The sequence below is a fragment of the Hydrogenophaga soli genome, from assembly GCF_054777695.1.
Genome location: NZ_BAAHAK010000002.1, coordinates 64497 through 81499 on the forward strand (window position 1 = coordinate 64497; position 17003 = coordinate 81499).

The 17003-nt window shown below is 68.7% G+C and carries 6 protein-coding genes; 3 read left to right on the forward strand and 3 right to left on the reverse strand.

Going from position 1 to position 17003, the window contains the following annotated elements; all coding sequences use genetic code 11:
- Positions 1–10: 10 nt before the first annotated feature.
- Positions 11–5092, reverse strand: a complete 5082-nt coding sequence (locus ACYVB7_RS03445) for an alpha-2-macroglobulin family protein (protein WP_460505172.1) — start codon at positions 5090–5092, stop codon at positions 11–13.
- A gap of 941 nt (positions 5093–6033) precedes the next feature.
- Here ACYVB7_RS03445 and ACYVB7_RS03450 point away from each other — a divergent pair.
- Positions 6034–6471: a universal stress protein gene (locus ACYVB7_RS03450; RefSeq protein ID WP_460505173.1), complete on the forward strand. Its 438-nt coding sequence runs from the start codon at positions 6034–6036 to the stop codon at positions 6469–6471.
- A 19-nt stretch (positions 6472–6490) separates the two neighbouring features.
- Here ACYVB7_RS03450 and ACYVB7_RS03455 read toward each other — a convergent pair whose 3' ends face one another.
- Positions 6491–7624 carry an ABC transporter substrate-binding protein gene (locus ACYVB7_RS03455; RefSeq protein WP_460505174.1) on the reverse strand — a complete coding sequence of 378 codons (1134 nt, stop codon included), beginning with the start codon at positions 7622–7624 and terminating at the stop codon, positions 6491–6493.
- 63 nt (positions 7625–7687) lie between these two features.
- The gene (locus tag ACYVB7_RS03460; protein ID WP_460505175.1) at positions 7688–8326 is read right to left on the reverse strand and encodes a LysE/ArgO family amino acid transporter; all 639 of its coding nucleotides are present in this window, start codon (positions 8324–8326) and stop codon (positions 7688–7690) included.
- 164 nt (positions 8327–8490) lie between these two features.
- Here ACYVB7_RS03460 and uvrA point away from each other — a divergent pair, with 164 nt between their 5' ends.
- Together uvrA and ACYVB7_RS03470 are read left to right on the forward strand one after the other, a co-directional pair.
- Positions 8491–14559: an excinuclease ABC subunit UvrA gene (gene uvrA / locus ACYVB7_RS03465; RefSeq protein ID WP_460505176.1), complete on the forward strand. Its 6069-nt coding sequence runs from the start codon at positions 8491–8493 to the stop codon at positions 14557–14559.
- A gap of 187 nt (positions 14560–14746) precedes the next feature.
- Positions 14747–16978 carry a sensor domain-containing protein gene (locus tag ACYVB7_RS03470; protein ID WP_460505177.1) on the forward strand — a complete coding sequence of 744 codons (2232 nt, stop codon included), beginning with the start codon at positions 14747–14749 and terminating at the stop codon, positions 16976–16978.
- Positions 16979–17003: the final 25 nt, after the last annotated feature.

A 17003-nucleotide genomic window follows, 5' to 3' on the forward strand; every position in this document is an offset into this window, starting at 1 on the left:
GAGGGGCGGCTCACTTGCCCCGGCCATCCACCACCGTGATGTTGGCCTCCGCCTTGCCCACGCCGCGCACGTCGGGGCGGTACATGTCCTCGGCGTAGGGGGCGGGCACGGTGTAGGTGCCGGGTGTCACCACCCGCAGCACGTAGAACAGGTGGAGCGGCCCTTCGCGCAGGTCGGCGGCGGCCACGAAGCGGTCGTCGCGGAACTCTCGGTGCTTGATGCGGGCATCGGCCATGGCCTCGGCCACGTTGGCCTTGTCCACGGTGAAGTCGCTGGCCTGCACACCCTGGCTGAGGTTGAGGTTTTCCACCTCCATGCCGGCGGGCACACGTTCGACCACCAGTGCGTCCTTGATGCGCTGCTTGCTTTGCACCTTGACGCGCACGATCAGCATGTCGCCCGTCTTGAACTGTCGGCCCGTCACCGGCTGGCCGTCGGCGGTCCACCAGCTGCGCTCCAGGCTGATGCGGTCGTCCCTGGGGGCGGGGGGCTTGGTGGCGTAGCCCTCGACCGACACCTCGGCAAACAGCACGTCCTTGCCCTTGTTGGCCACGCTGATGCCACGCTTGAGCGCCGCCGCACTGAAGCTGCGCTGCTCGGCGGTGCTGCCTTTGAGGGTGTCGGTGCTGCCGTTGGCCGTGACGATGGCTTGCCACGGGGCGCTGGTGCTGCCCCCGGCGGCACGGGCGGCCAGGAACAGGGCCAGCCGCTCCTGGGTGGAGTGGTACTGGCGCTGGCCCAACAGCCCGGCCAGGTCCAGCACCAGGTTTTCGCGGCGCGGCGTGCTGATCTGGTGGCGGTGCAGCAGGGCATAGGCCAGGGCGGTGTCGCGCACGGCGGAGCCGTAGTCGCCCAGCCAGTCGTCCCACCAGTAACCGGCATTGCCGCCCACGTTGCCGTGGATGCCGTAGGGCAGGGCCATGGCGTCGTTGAAGGCGGCCTGGGCGCGGGATTCGTCACCCATCAGCTTGAGGGCCAGGCCCAGGTGCACCAGGGCCAGCGGCGAGCGGGCGTTGCCGCGCCACTCGTCGTGCAGGGTGCGCAGCGTGGCCAGCGGGGCCTTCTGGGCGCGGGCCAGGATGTAGCCTGCATGCGCCGATTCGGCCAGGCGCTGGTGGGCAATGCGCACCAGCTCCACGTCTCGGTAATCGGCAATGCGGCCTTCGGCGTTGCGCTTGACGTCCTTGGGGGGGCGGGTCTGCTGGCCGGGGGCCTTCTGGAACTGCTCCAGCAGCGACTGGGTGGCGCGTTGCAGCAGGGTGTCGGGCACGGCAAACCCGGCGTCGTGGGCATCTTGCAGGAAGCCGGTGACGTAGGCGCTGAGCCAGGCCTCGTAAGGGCTGCTGGCGCTCCACAGGCCAAAGCCGCCTTGCGGCTGCTGCATGCCGGCCAGGCGGCCAAAGGCCACGTCCAGGCGCTTGGCGCGTTCCTCGCGGCTCAGGGGCTTCATGCCATAGGCCGTGGCCCCGGCCTCGTCGATGAACACCAGCGGGTAGGCGCTGCTGGTGGTCTGCTCCAGGCAGCCGTAGGGGTACATCAACAGGCCCTGCACGGCGCTTTTCACGTCGATGGGTGGGCGGTTGGACAGCGTCAGGTTGACCTGGGTGGAGTCGGGCCACAGGCCGTCGCCCAAGGTGGGGTCGGCCTTGGCGGTGCCGTCGGCGTCGATGCGCAGCTGCCGCACCTCCCGCACCACGGGGGTGGCGGGCTGCACCTGCAAGGCGGCCTCGCGCACCACCTTCAGCGTGCCCGCCGTCACCGTGAGCTTGATGGGGGCCAGCCCGTAGGCGTCGGTGGCCTCGGCGGTGTAGCGCAGCACGGTGCGCTGCTGGTCGGCCAGCTTGACGGCGCCGTGTTGCCCGGTGATGCGCAGCGGGGAGCCCGATTCCACCTTGACGCTCACCTCCTGCGCCTGGCCCGAGAGGTTGGTCACGTCCAGCGCAATGGTGGCGCTGTCGCCGGGCGCAATGAAGCGGGGCATGCTCAGCTCGGCCACCAGGGGGGCGGCCACCACCATCTCGGCGTCGGCGCTGGCGTAGCTGTCGGCGGTGTGGGCCACGGCCATCAGCCGCAGGGTGCCGTTGAAGTCGGGCAGGCTGAGCGGGATGGTGGCTTCCCCGGCGTCGTTCAGCACCACGGGGCCGCTGAACAGGTCCACCAGCCGCACCTTGCGCGGCAGGCTTTGCGTGTCGCGTTTGCCCGCGTCGCCGCCAAAGCGCTGGCGGGCCTGGTTGCCGTCCATCTTTTCGATGAGCTTGCCGTAGAGGTCCAGCAGGTCGGCCTCGTAGCGGTGTTTGCCAAAGAAGTAGTCGGCCGGGTCGGGCGTGGGGTAGCGGGTGATGTTGAGGATGCCCACGTCCACCGCCGACAGCGTCACGATGGCCTGCTGCCCGGCGGCGGGTTTGAAGGGCTGGCCCTTGGCGTCGGTCAGCTTCACGGTGACGGGCACCTGCTGCTCCGGCGCGGTCTTGGCCGGGGCCTTGAGGGCCAGCTTGAGCTTGCGGCTGTCGCGGGCCAGGGGCAGGTGGGCCAAGCCCAGGGCGCGGGCCGGGGTGACGCGGTCACCCGCGCTGCCGGGGCGCAGGGCCAGCACGCTCACGTACAGGTCGTGGCGGTTCCAGTCGGCGGCCACGGGAATGTCCAGCGTGGTGCCGCTGGCGCGCACCTTCAGGCGTTGGGTGTACAGCACGCGGTCACCTTCCACGGTGACGATGGCCTCGCCGTCGTGCGGTGGCTTGATGACGATGTGCGCCTTGTCCCCGGGCTTGTACGGTGCGCCTTCCAGCTGGATGCCCACCCGGTCGGGACGGTTGCCCAGCTCGTCACCGTCTTGGGCATTCCAGCCGGCGTAGAAGCGGTAGCGGGCCGTCTGGCCGGTGCGGGGGTCGATCACCTCCAGCCGGTGCCGTCCCCAGCCCACGGGCACGGCCAGCTTGGCGCGGGCGCTCAGGTCCAGGCCGCGGGCGTCGGTCAGCTCCTCGGCCTCGGTGTAGCCGCTGTGCCAGCCGCGGTCGTCGTCGTAGCGCCAGTACCACTGGCGTTCTTCGCGCACCAGGCGCACCTGCAGGCCCTTGACGGGCACGAACTTGCCCTGGGTGTTGACGCGGATCAGCTCGAACTCGGCCAGCCCGCCTTCCTGGGTCACGTCACGGTCGAACAGCGGGCGAATGCCCACCAGCGTGTCGGCGGGCCACCAGGTGCGTTCGATGGAGCGCACCACGGGCCGCCCGCCCGATTCCAGCAGGCTGAAGCTGGCCCGCACCTTCATGGGCGAGCTGCGTTCCGACAGCGCCAGCGGCACGCTGATGCTGGCCTGGCCTTGTTCGTCCAGGGTGGATTCGCCCAGGTCCTGGCGCTGGCGGGCGCTGTCGTCGGCCATGTCGCCAAAGTAGAAGCCCGGCCACTGCTGGGGCAGGGCCACGCGCTGGCGCTCGGTCACCATGGTGGTCTGCAGGGTGTTGCCCGCGGCGGGGGCGCCGTACAGGTAGTTGCCTTGCACGGCCACCGTCAGCTCGCCACCGCCTTGCAGCACGGCTTCGGGGGCCTTGAGGTCCAGCTTCATGCGCTCGGGCAGGAATTCCTCCACCTGGAAGCCCCAGCTGGCGTCGGGGCGCTTGGCGGCGGGGTCCACGCGGGCCTCCAGCAGCCAACGCCCGGTGGGCGCGGCGGCGGGCAGGGCCAGCTCGTGCTGGTAGTAGCCCGAGCCCTTGGCGTGGGGGCGCACCAACTGGGTGGAGACGGATTCCCCGTCGGGCTTCTTGAGGGTGAGGGTCAGCGGCAGGCCAGGCGCGGCCGCGGCGGGCAGGGGCTTGCCGTCGGCGTCGCGGGCCAGCACCGAGACGGTGAAGCTTTCGCCCGGGCGGTACAGGTCGCGCCCGGCGTACACAAACAGCTTCTGGTTGCGCGAGGGGTGGCCGCTCGCGTCGAATTCCGACAGGTCCAGCGCCGGGTCGCGCAGCGCCAGGACTGACATTTCCTTGTTGCGCCGCGCCACCACGGCGCGGGCCTTGTCCACCCGGCTGGTCAGCACGGCGTGGCCGTCGTCGTCGGTGCCGGCCTGGCCCAGGCTTTTGCCCTTGTCGTCGATGAGGGTGACTTCCACCCCCTTCAGGGCCTGCCCGGTCTTGAGCGACGAGGCGAACACGTCGGCCTGGTCGCCATGGCGGCGCACGTGCAGGCCGATGTCGGTCACGTAGAAGTAGGTGACCTGGTGGTCCCAGCCAAAGCGGCCGGGCGGGTTCATCACCGCGATGTAGATGCCGGGCTCCTGCAGCTCCTTGATGCGCTCCACCGGCAAAAAGCTCACGTTGCGGCGGTTGGGCCGCGGGTCGGTGCTGAAACGCGACAGGTAGACGCTGGTGGCCTTGCCGCGCAGCTCGTCCAGCACATAACCGCCCACCGTGCCTTTGAGCTTGCGGGCGGGGTCCACCCAGCCGCCGTCGTACTCGCCTTCGCCGTCTTCGGTGGCGGTTTCACTGGCGGCCCGGGCTTGGGGGCGGCTGCCCACCTGCTCCAGGAAGGCGGGCAGCGATTCGGCGTTGACGCGCAGGAACTGCACATCCACCTCTGGCGTGTTGACGGTGACCACCGGCAGGCCGCCGTTCTGGCCCGCGGGCAGCACCACGCCCTTGCTGGCGAAGTAGTAGGCGGCGGGCATGGCCTCGCTCTTGACCGAGCAGTTCTGCGCCGCGCCCAGCGTGCCGCCCTTGGCGGCGGCCAACCCTTCGGCCAGGGCGATGCGGTAGGTGCGTTCGGGGGTGGCGTTGGGCAGGAACAACGTGCGGGGGTTGTCGCCCAGCACCCAGCGCGGGGTGACGGGCTGGGCCTTGTCGGCGGATTCGCCTTCAGACGCCTGGACCAGCTTGTCCCAATTCTGCCCACGCGCCAGCGGCTGGGTGAAGGTCACCGCCACGGCGGGGGACCCGTCCAGCAGCCGGGGCTTGCAGTCCACCCAGGCAAAGGGTTCGTCGGAGCCGTCGGGTGGGGCGGTGCTGGACGTGTGTTGCTTGAACAGCCAGCCGCCCAACAAAACAGCTCCCGCGACAGCGGCGGCAGCGCCCCCCATGAGCCATTGGCGTGTGAATTGGGTCATTGGAATCTCCCCCTTGCGACAAGGTGTTGGCAGTGTAGCGACGGGCTGCGGGGTGCGGTGCTTATGGCGTGGTGAGTCCTTGTTGCTTTGTGGGCACGTCCTCGCGGCGGGGTGGGGCGGGTGGGCTGTGGGGTGGGTGCCTCGCCGGTGATCGGCTTTCAGCCGATTCCGCTGCGGTGCTCGACCGTGGGGCGCGTCGCGGAACTCACTGCGTTTTGCCCTTGGCAAAACTCCGTTCAAACAGCCGCGACGAAGTCAGAGGTTGAGGGGGCGCTGGCGCGCCCCCCGCCCCACGGTCTGTGCGCCTCGCCACCGGCGAAGGCAACCACCCCACAGCCCACCCGCCCCACCCCGCTGAAGTGCTGCTGGTTCACCACGGGCGCGAACCCAGGGTTTAGTCGCGTTGCGCACGCAACTATGCTTTTGATAGCTTTTTGCGCTTTCATTAAAAGCGCAAGAGGCACTTTTTGCTTGAGATGTCCCACACAACCCACGGGTGGCCCCAGGGGGCGGGAGCGCGGGGCCCGGCGGTGGGGCTTGGGGGCGCACATGCGCAGCCGAGAAGAGCAGGGTGGCGGGAGGCACGCGCAGCGTGCTTCGTGGTCTGACTGGTCGCGGTTGTTTGAACAGAGCTTTGCGCAGCAAAGCGGCGTGAGTTCCGCGACGCTCCTGCCGCCCGATGAACCGCCGCAGGGCCGCTCCCAAGGCGGTGAACGCCCCCTTGGGGGGCAGCGACCGCAGGGAGCGTGGGGGCTGTCATTTCGGCAGGGCACCCCGAAGGGGCCAGCATCCCAGCCCCCACGTCCCACCGCCAGGCCCCGCGCTCCCGCCCCCTGGGGCCGCTCTCCCAACGAATCATCAACGATCAATTTGACTGATGCAGGGGCAAGACGCCCCGCGCTGGCGGTAACATGCCGCCCATCTCAATTCAGGAGGCATCCATGTTCAAGAAAATCCTCGTTCCCATCGACGGCTCGATCCAGGCTCGCAAGGCCGCTGAAGTGGCCGCTGACCTGGCCAAGAGCCAGGGCGCATCGGTGGTGGGTGTGTTTGTGGTCGATCCTTTCCCGTTCGCAGGCGTGGGCGAAACCGCCCCGGCCAGCCTCCAGGCCTACATGACCGACGCACAGACCGCCGCCGCCCATGTGCTGGCCGAGCTGCGCGAAATCTGCGAGGCGCGCGGCGTGCCGTTCTCTGGCGACACCATCGAGCGCGACGCGGCTTACGACGGCATCCTGGTCACGGCCAAGGTCGAAGCCTGCGATCTGATCGTCATGGGCTCGCACGGTCGTCGGGGCATTGAAGCGCTGATCCTGGGCAGCGTCACCCAGAAGGTGCTGACCCACGCCACCGTGCCGGTGATGATCATCAAGGCCTGATCCTCAGCCCGCCCGGGCTTCAGCGCCTGAACTGTCCCGACGCATCGACGATGGACAGGTCGCTGAAGTCCAGCCCGGTGTGGTCGGTGGCGCTGTAGCCCAGCGTCAGACCGCCCAGGTCAACGTGGCGCATGCCTTCCAGCGCATCGCGCAGCTTGCTCCCCGTGGGGTTGGGGCCCGCCCGTTTGAGCCCCTCCACCAACACCTTGGCGGCGGCAAACCCTTCCAGCATGGCGGGGGACACGGTTGACAGCCCTTTGGCCTTGGCCAGGTCTTGTGCTTCGCGGCTGAAGGCCAGCGCCGCCCGCTCGCCCGGGAACACCTGGGTCACGATCACGCCGCGGGCGTGTTCCCCCAACAGCTTGATGAAGCCCTGAGACGCGTTGTTGGACAGCGTCACCACCTGCGCCCGCGAGCCCGTGGCCCGGAGGGCAAGCACCCCGGTGGCCACGTTGCCCGCCGACCCCAGGAACACCACCGCCTGCGCCTCGGTCTGCTGCACCTTGGCCGCCAGCGGGCCGAAGTCGGGTTTGTCGCGGGGAAATTTCTCGATCCAGAGGGCCTTCAGGCCCGCCTTGGCCAAGCCCTTTTCGGCGCCCACCACCGCGTCGGCCCCGAACGAGTCGTCGGTTTGCAGCACCGCGATGCGGGTGATGCCCAGGCTGGCCAGGTGCTCCACGGCGCGGGCGGCTTCCCGTTGGTAGGTGGCCCGCACGTTGAACACCCAGGGATGGACCGGGCTGTGCACCACCATGGCCCCGGTGCTGGGGGCCACCAGCGGCAGCTTGAGTTTGGCCAGCAGCGGCAGCAGGGCTTCGGTGTGGGGGGTGCCGCGGTTCAGGAACAGGGCCACCAGGTCGTGTTTGTCGGCCAATTCGGCGGCCACCTGGGCGGTTTTCTGGGGGGCGAAGGCGTCGTCGGCCTGGATCAGCTCGATCTTCTGCCCGTGCACGCCCCCGTGCTGGTTGACGGCGTCCAGGTACAGCTGCGCCCCTTCCAGGTTCTCCTTGACGCCCGCCGCCACCGAGCCGGTGAAGCCCGAGGGCATTCCCACCTTGATTTGCGCCTGTGCCCACGGGATGCAAACCCCCGTGAGCAAACCCACGGTCAACACAGAGGGCAGCAGTTTGCGCAGGCCAGGAAGCAGGGTCATCGCAGCACCGTCCAATACAGAAGGGGGCGAAGGCCGGACATCGGCCCGCTGGGGCGGATTGTGTCAGCTTCCTGCCCAAGCGTGGTGCACCAGCAGGGTGGCCAGCACCCACATGGTGACCCCAATCAGTGCATCCAGCACCTGCCAGGCCCGGGGGCGTGCAAACCAGGGGGCCAGCCAGCGGGCCCCAAAACCCAGCGAGGTGAACCACATCAGGCTGGCCGAGCAGGCCCCGGCCACAAACCAGCCCCGCAGCGCCGCGGGCTGTTGGGCCCCGATGCTGCCCACCAACATCACCGTGTCCAGGTACACATGGGGGTTGAGCAGGGTGAAGGCCGCGGCCTGGGCCAGGGCGGCGGGGCGGCTCAGGCCCGGCTGGTTCAGGTCGGCCCGCAACTGGTGCGATTGGCGTGCGCGGCACAGGGCCTGCCAGCCGTACAGGGCCAGAAACCCCGCGCCCGCCAGCGCCAGGGCGCGGGCCAGCAAGGGCCGCTCGCCCAGCGCCTGGGCCATGCCCAGCACCCCGGCGGAGATCAGCACCGCGTCGGCCAGCGCACAAAACGCCACCACGGGGCCCACGTGCTCGCGCCGCAGGCCCTGGCGCAGCACAAAGGCGTTCTGCGCCCCGATGGCCACGATCAGGCCCAGGCTCAAGGCCATGCCCTGGGCAAACGTCGGAAAAAACAAGGGTGTGTGGTTCATGCCGCCGAGCTTGCCCCAGCACCGGGGCGGCAGGCAAACCCCGCGAGCTTTTTTGTCGGGGTTGAAGAAAAACTGAACGCCCCGCCAGGCCGCGCGGGTAAGCCGCCCTTCCTAGAATGTTCAGCCCGCGCCGATGTCCGGCCCTCCTTCCCCCCCCCTCCGCCATGTCCCAGCTCCCCGACACGCCCACGCCCCAGCCCGACACCGATCGGGACACCGGCCTGATCCGCATCCGTGGCGCACGGCAGCACAACCTGAAGGGGGTGGACCTGGACATCCGCACCGCTGAACTGACGGTGGTCACCGGCCCCAGCGGCTCGGGCAAGTCCAGCCTGGTGTTCGACACCCTGTTTGCCGAGGGCCAGCGCCGCTACGTGGAGACCTTCAGCGCCTACGCCCGTCAGTTTTTGGACCGCATGGACAAGCCCGCGGTGGACCGGGTGGACGGCGTGCCCCCGGCCATCGCCATCGACCAGACCAACCCCGTGCGCAGCTCCCGCTCCACCGTGGGCACCATGACCGAGCTGAACGACCACCTCAAGCTGCTGTTTGCGCGGGGTGCGCAGCTGTTCGACCGCGTGACCGCCCAGCCCGTGCGCGAGGACAACCCGCAAAGCATCGCCGCCGAACTGCACCAGCGCGTGGCCGACTGGACCGCCCGCCAGGGCGACGAACCCCGCCTGGTGGTCACCTTCCCGGTGACCCTGCCCGCCAGCGCCACCGAGGCCGACGTGGAAGGCTGGCTGGCCGCCAGCGGCTTCACCCGCGTGCAGGCGCAGCGCGAGGTGGCCTTGCCCAGCCCGGCCACCGAGGGGCAGGCAAAAACTACAAAAAAAGGAGCTGCTCGCGCTTCTTCTGAAAGCGCTGGAGGCCAAAAAACCATCAAGGTTCTGGACGTGGTGGCCGACCGCTTCCGCCTCAGCACCACCGAGCCCGCCCGCCTGGCCGAGGCGCTGGAGGTGGCGCTGCAACGCGGCCAGGGCCAGGTGCGTGTGCACGTGTTGCCCGCCGCGGCCACCGACGGAACGCCGGGCGCTGAGCCCGCCGTGTGGTCCTTTTCCACCGGCCTGCACTGCCCGGACAGCGGCCAGCACTACCAGCAGCCCACGCCCTCGCTGTTCAGCTTCAACTCGGCGCTGGGCGCGTGCGACACCTGCCGCGGCTTTGGCCGCGTCATCGGGGTGGACTACGGGCTGGTCATCCCCAACGACAAACTCACGCTGCGCGCCGGGGCCATCAAACCCCTGCAAACCCCGGCCTGGAAAGAGTGCCAGGACGACCTGATGCGCCACGCCGAGGCCGCAGGCATCCCCCGCGACACGCCCTGGGCCAAGCTCACGCCCGAGCAGCAGCAGTGGGTGATTGGCGGCAGCCCCGAATGGAACGGCAAGTGGAACCAGCAGTGGTACGGCGTGGCCCGCTTCTTCGAATACCTGGAGACCAAGGCCTACAAGATGCACATCCGGGTGCTGCTGTCCAAGTACCGCAGCTACACCGAATGCCCCGACTGCCAAGGCGCCCGCCTCAAGCCCGAAAGCCTGCTGTGGCGCATTGGCTCCCAGGCTCAGGCCGACGCCGTGCTGCCCCCCGCCCAACGCTTCCTGCCCCCGGGCACCCGCTGGACCCGTGCACAGCTGCAAGCCCTGCCCGGCCTGTGCCTGCACGACCTGATGCGGCTGCCCATTGCGCGGCTGCGCACGTTTTTCGAGGCCGTGCGGGCGGGGCTGGTTGAGGCCGGGTCCCAGGCCACCCCGCACGGCCTCGAAAAACCAACCGGAGAGGCCCGCGCCCTCGACCTGCTGTTCGACGAAATCAACACCCGCCTGCGCTACCTGTGCGACGTGGGCCTGCCCTACCTCACGCTGGACCGCCAAAGCCGCACCCTCAGCGGCGGCGAAGTGCAGCGCATCAACCTCACCACGGCCCTGGGCACCAGCCTGGTCAACACCCTGTTCGTGCTGGACGAACCCAGCATCGGCCTGCACCCGCGCGACATGGACCGCATCAACGTCGCCATGCGCCGCCTGGTGGACGCGGGCAACACCCTGGTGGTGGTGGAGCACGACCCGGCGGTCATGCTCTCGGCCGACCGCCTCATCGACATGGGTCCCGGCCCCGGCGAGCGCGGCGGGCAGATCGTGTTCGACGGCACGCCCCAGGCCATCCGCCATGCCGACACCCTCACCGGTGCCTACCTGGGCGGGCGCAAGCAGGTGGGTTTTGGCTTCAAGCGGTTGGTGACCGACAGCACGCCCCGCCTGATTCTGGAAGGCGCACGCGAGCACAACCTGCAGCACCTGGACGTGGAATTCCCCCTGCAACGGCTGGTGGTGGTCACGGGGGTGAGCGGCTCGGGCAAGTCCACGCTGATCCAGGACATCCTGGCCCCGGCGCTGGCCCGCCACTTCGGCCAGGGCACCGAAACCCCCGGCGCCCACGACCGCCTGCTGGGCGCGGAGGTGCTGGCCGATGCGGTGTTTGTGGACCAGTCGCCCATCGGCAAGACGGCCCGCTCCAACCCCGTGAGCTACGTGGGCGCGTGGGACGCCATCCGCACCCTGTTTGCCGCCACGCCGCTGGCACAGCAGCGCGGCTACACCGGCAGCAAGTTCAGCTTCAACAGCGGTGACGGGCGCTGCCCCAGCTGCGGCGGCTCGGGCTTCGAGCATGTGGAAATGCAGTTCCTGAGCGACGTGTACCTGCGCTGCCCCGACTGCGACGGCCAGCGCTACCGCCCCGAGGTGCTGGAGGTCACGCTGGAGCGCGGGGGCCGCACCCTGAACGTGGCCCAGGTGCTGGAGCTGACCGTCAGCGAGGCGGTGCAGCTGTTCGCCACCGACCGCGAGGTGCAGCGCGTGCTGCAACCCATCGTGGACGTGGGGCTGGAGTACGTGAAACTGGGCCAGCCCGTGCCCACCCTCAGCGGCGGCGAGGCCCAGCGCCTCAAGCTGGCGGGCTTCCTGGCCGAGGCCACCAAGACCGGCCACAAAGCCACGGCCAGCCGCCAGGCGGTGGCCCGCAAGGGCAAGCTCTTCCTGTTCGACGAGCCCACCACCGGCCTGCACTTTGACGACATCGCCAAGCTCATGCGCGCCCTGCGCAAGTTGCTGGAGGCGGGGCACTCGCTCATCGTCATCGAACACAACCTGGACGTGATCCGAGCCTCCGATTGGCTGATCGACCTGGGCCCGGACGGCGGCGACCAAGGCGGCCGCATCGTGGCCCAAGGCACCCCCGAAGACGTGCGCGAACACGCCCAAACCCACACCGCCCAGGCCCTGCGCGACTACGCCCAAGCCTTCGACCAGGTGCACGCCGTGAAAGAAGCGCCTGCAGCCGCCTATCTGTCCCAAGTGCAGCAGCGCACCGCAGCACGTGGGTCCGTCTCGGGCGAGCGGGGCGGGGTGGGTGTGGGCCGATTTGATGAGCGAAGCGAATATGAGGCCCATGCCCACCCCGCCCCGCCGACCGAGGCGGACCCACGTGCCGCCAAGAGCGCTGAAAAAAACGCCATCCGCATCGTCAACGCCAAAGAGCACAACCTCAAAGGCCTGAGCGTGGACATTCCCCGCGGGGCCTTCAACGTCATCTCCGGCGTCAGCGGCTCGGGCAAATCCACCCTGGCCTTCGACATCCTGTTCAACGAAGGCCAGCGCCGCTACCTGGAAAGCCTCAACGCCTACGCCCGCAGCATCGTGCAACCGGCGGGGCGGCCCGAGGTGGACGCGGTGTACGGCATCCCGCCCACCGTGGCCATCGAACAGCGGCTCTCCCGCGGGGGGCGCAAGAGCACCGTGGGCACCACCACCGAGGTGTGGCACCACCTGCGGCTGCTGTACGTCAAGCTGGGCACCCAGCACTGCGTGCACGACGGCACCGAGGTGCGCCCCCAGTCGCCCGAGCAGATGGTGGCGCAGATCATGCGCCAGCACCGGGGCCGCCACGTCGGCCTGCTGAGCCCGCTGGTGGTGGGCCGCAAAGGCATCTACACCGAGCTGGCCGAATGGGCGCGGGGCCGCGGCCACAGCCACCTGCGGGTGGACGGTGCCTTTGTGCCCACCAGCCCCTTCCCCAAGCTGGACCGCTACAAGGAACACACGGTGGAGCTGCCCGTGGCCGACCTGGTGGTGGGCCCCGAGACCGAGGAATTTTTGCGCCTGCAACTGGCCCTGGCCTTGCAGCACGGCAAGGGCGTGGTGCACCTGCTCAGCCCGCTGGACGGTCTGGCCGATGCCTTCGCAGCGCACGCCGCGCAAGTGGCCCCGAGCGCCGCAGCGGCGGACGGCGTGGGCGAACACGTGGGCACACTGCAGGTGCTGTCCACCCTGCGCGCCTGCCCCACCTGCCACACCAGCTACCCCGAGCTGGACCCACGCCTGTTCTCGTACAACAGCAAACACGGCTGGTGCCCGGACTGCGTGGGCACGGGCGTCAACCTCAGCCGCGAGCAGCGCAAGCTGCTGGACGACAGCCAGCGCGACGACGCCCAGGGCCGCGAACAGTCGTTTGCCGAACCCGAGGTGGAAGACCTCAGCCACGAGGCCTGCCCGGCCTGCCATGGCACCCGCCTCAACCCCCAGGCCCGGGCCGTGCGCTTTGCCGGGCAGGGCATTGCCGACGTGGCCGCCATGAGCGTGCGCGAGGTGCGGCAGTGGGTGGAGGCGGTGGCGGGGGCTTCGGGCACCCCCTTGGCCCAGCGCGAGCAGGACATTGCCCGCGACCTGTGGCCCGAAATCCTGGGCCGCCTGCGGTTCCTGGAGCAGGTGGGCCTGGGCTACCTCACGCTGGACCGGGGCGCGCCCACCCTCAGCGGGGGGGAGGCGCAGCGCATCCGCCTGGCGGCCCAGCTGGGCAGCAACCTGCAGGGTGTGTGTTACGTGCTGGATGAGCCCACCATCGGCCTGCACCCGCGTGACAACCGCGTGCTGCTGGAGGCGCTGGACCAGCTGCGGGCCCACGGCAACACCCTGGTGGTGGTGGAGCACGACGAGGACACCATCCGCCGGGCCGACCACATCATCGACATCGGCCCCAGCGCGGGCAAGCGCGGTGGGCAGGTGGTGGCGCAGGGTTCGGTGGTCGACATCGCCGCCAACGCCGAGTCGCAAACCGGGCGTTATTTGCTACAGGCAATGAAGCACCCCATGCCTGCACGTAAAGCGCCAGGGGCAGATTTTGTTCATATTTCTGGGGCGCATTTGCACAACCTGCAACAGCTGGACGTGGCCGTGCCCCTGCAGCGCTTGGTGGTGGTCACGGGTGTGAGCGGCTCGGGCAAATCCACGCTGGCGCGAGACGTGCTGCTGGCCAATGTGGCCAGCGCCGTGGCTCAGCGCAGTACCAAGGCGGGCCGCGAGGCCTGGGACCGTGGCGAGCGCCCCACCTGGGTGGGCTGCCGCGGCGTGCGCGGCATCGAGCCGGTGGACCGTGTGCTGGAGGTGGACCAGACCCCCATCGGCAAGACGCCGCGCAGCTGCCCGGCCACCTACATCGGCTTCTGGGACACCATCCGCAAGCTGTTTGCCGAGACGCTGGAGGCCAAGGCCCGCGGCTACGCGCCGGGGCGCTTCAGCTTCAACACCGGCGACGGGCGTTGCCCCGCCTGCGAGGGCCAGGGCATGCGGACCATCGAAATGAGCTTCCTGCCCGACGTGAAGGTGCCTTGCGAAACCTGCCATGGCGCCCGCTTCAACCCCGAAACCCTGGCCGTGACCTGGAAGGGCAAAAGCATTGGCGACGTGTTGCAGATGGAGGTGGACGAGGCGGTGGACTTCTTTGCCACCATGCCCAGCATCGCCCACCCGCTGCAACTGCTGAAAGACGTGGGCCTGGGCTACCTGACGCTGGGCCAGCCCAGCCCCACGCTCAGCGGTGGCGAGGCGCAGCGCATCAAGCTGGTGACCGAGCTCAGCAAGGTGCGTGACGACATTGGGCGCAGAGGCCAAAAGTCTCCACACACCCTGTACGTGCTGGACGAACCCACCGTGGGCCTGCACATGGCCGACGTGGACAAACTCATCCGCGTGCTGCACCGCCTGGTGGATGGCGGCCACAGCGTGGTGGTGATCGAGCACGACCTGGACGTGATGGCCGAGGCCGACTGGATCATCGACCTCGGCCCCGAAGGCGGCGGCGAGGGCGGTCGCATCGTGGCCGCCGCACCGCCCGAAGAGGTGGTGCGCCTGGGCACCCACACGGGTGTGGCGTTGGGGCCGGTGTTGGCGCGGGGGTGAGGGCGTTTTTCGAGGGTTGATACTTCAGGGGGTGTCTCTGATTTGCGTCAGGCCCTGCGCTTTCGGGTTGGCGTGGGTGCCGGTATTTCATATGATCAATTGAATGAATCGGCCATGAACCGTTGGGGCGGTCGTGCCTGCTGGGCTCCAAGGCCTCGCCAGGCTTTCTTGAACGAGGGGACAGCCAATGAGCGCGACTTCACAACGCATGCGCGATGGTGTGGGGAGGCTTGACGGTCCTGATTTCCAGCGCATGCTGGAAAGCTCGCCCGACCACATCATTGGGTACGACGCGTCGGGGTGCATCCGGTACCTGACCCCGTTGTTGCGGGACTTTCTGGGGGTATCGCTGGCGGAGGTCGCGGGCCGGTTGCCGTCCGAGGTCTGGCCCGATGGTCGTTTTGACGCGTTTCAGCGCGCCGCGGCACAGGTTCAGCGCACCGGGGTCGAGGTGTCTTTCGAGATGCGCCTGTTCGATCCCGTGTCCGGGTTGCACAACCAGAAGCAGATCCTGGTGATGCCCGAGCGGGATCCCTCGGGGCGGGTGGTCGGGACGCTGGCGTTCGGTCGCAACATCAACGTCCAGCACGAGGCCCAGAACCGGCTCAACCATTTCCTGGGCAACCTGCCGGGGCTTGCATTCACCCTTCGGCCCTTGCCCGAAGGCCAGGGCGGCTTCTCGTTCATCAGCGAGGGGGTGGATGCCTTGTTCGGCCTCAAGCCCGATGACGTTGCGCATGACCTGACGCCCATGTTGCAGCGGGTCCACCCCGACGACCGGGTGCGGGTGCAGGCCGCCATGGCCGATTCTGCTGGGGTGTTGAAGCCTTACCGCGAGGAGTTCCGCGTCCTTCGCCCTGATGCGCCCGAGCGCTGGCTGGAGGTGATTGCGGCCCCCGGCGAGGACCTGGCGGTCGGGATGGTGTGGCACGGGCTGATGCTGGACATTTCCGAGCGCAAGCGTCTGGAGCACGAGCAGCAGGCGCAGTTGCACGTCCTGGCCTGCCTGGACCGGATCAACCGTGTCATGCAGGAGGCTTCCGAGTTCGATCCCTTGGTGTGCAGCGCGTTGGATGTGTTCTTGTCGGTGTTCGACGCCGATCGCGCCTTTTTGTTGCCGCCTTGCAACCCGTCCGATTCGACGCTGACGCTGGCGATGGAACGTTGCGTGCCGGAGGCCGCGGTGCCCGCCAGCCTGTCCCTTCCCATGGACGACGGGCTGGCAGCGTGGTTGCAACTCACCCAGGAGGGAGGGGTTCCGGTGCCCTTCGGCCCCGACACGGCACATGCGGTGCCCGCCGTGTTTCGGGCGCGTGGAGGCGTTCAGGCCATGGTGGTCCTGACCCTGCGCCCTCAGGCGGGGGGCGTGTGGCGGTTCGGGTTGAGCCGCTGCAACCTCGCCAACGCATGGGCGGCTGGCGATGTCCGGCTGCTGCAGCAAATGGGGCTGCGCTTGCAGGATGGCTTGGCACGGCTGCTGATGCACCGCGACTTGAGCGCCAGCGAGCACAAGTACCGCTCGTTGGTTGACAGCCTGCCCGACAACGTGGTTCGGTATGACGCCATGGGGCGAACGGTTTACGTCAACCCGAATTTGGAGCGAACGCTCGGGGGCGCGGACAAGGTCATGCTGGGAGCCCATCCGCGGGCCTATCACCAGGACGGTTCCTACGAGGACTATGCCCAGCTGCTGGATGCCGTGTTGGCCAGTGGTCGCGCGGGCGAGTTGGAGAAAACCATCACCTTGCCGGATGGCCGCGTGGAGGTGCACCACATCCGCATGCTGCCGGAGCGGGATGGCGCCGGGGGGGTGCAGGGGGTGATTGCCATCGGGCGGGACATCACGCAGAAAAAGCGTGAGGAAGAAATCTTCCACCTGGCCTACCACGACGCGTTGACCGCCTTGCCCAACCGTCGCCTGTTGCTGGACCGGTTGAAACACGCCATGACCGCCAGCAACCGCAGCCGCCGCCACATTGCCCTGATGTTCCTGGACCTGGACCACTTCAAGGCCTTGAACGACAGCCACGGCCACGAAGCGGGGGACCGCTTGCTCAAGGAGGTGGCCCAACGCATCACCGGCTGTGTGCGCGATGCCGACACGGTGGCCCGGTTTGGTGGGGATGAGTTCGTGGTGCTGCTCAGCGATCTGGACACCGACCACGCGGCGGCCACATCCCAAGTGGCTCGGGTGGCGGAAAAGATCCGTGCGGCGTTGGCCAAGCCTTACAGCGTTCACGGTGCCTCAGGCGGACAAACCCAGACGTGTTCCGAGCACCCGTGCTCCGCCAGCATTGGTGTGGTGGTGACCGTGAACCACGAACACCGGGATGACGACATCCTGAAGTGGGCTGACATTGCGATGTACCGTTCCAAGATGGGGGGGCGGAATCAGGTGACCTTTCATCCGCCGGAGTGAATGTCACGCAATGGGGTTTGGTAAC

Excerpts from the sequence above, each read along its gene's own strand:
- ACYVB7_RS03445 (WP_460505172.1), bottom strand. The coding sequence starts at position 5,092 with ATGACCCAATTCACACGCCAATGGCTCATGGGGGGCGCTGCCGCCGCT.
- ACYVB7_RS03450 (WP_460505173.1), top strand. The coding sequence starts at position 6,034 with ATGTTCAAGAAAATCCTCGTTCCCATCGACGGCTCGATCCAGGCTCGC.
- ACYVB7_RS03455 (WP_460505174.1), bottom strand. The coding sequence starts at position 7,624 with ATGACCCTGCTTCCTGGCCTGCGCAAACTGCTGCCCTCTGTGTTGACC.
- ACYVB7_RS03460 (WP_460505175.1), bottom strand. The coding sequence starts at position 8,326 with ATGAACCACACACCCTTGTTTTTTCCGACGTTTGCCCAGGGCATGGCC.
- uvrA (WP_460505176.1), top strand. The coding sequence starts at position 8,491 with ATGTCCCAGCTCCCCGACACGCCCACGCCCCAGCCCGACACCGATCGG.
- ACYVB7_RS03470 (WP_460505177.1), top strand. The coding sequence starts at position 14,747 with ATGAGCGCGACTTCACAACGCATGCGCGATGGTGTGGGGAGGCTTGAC.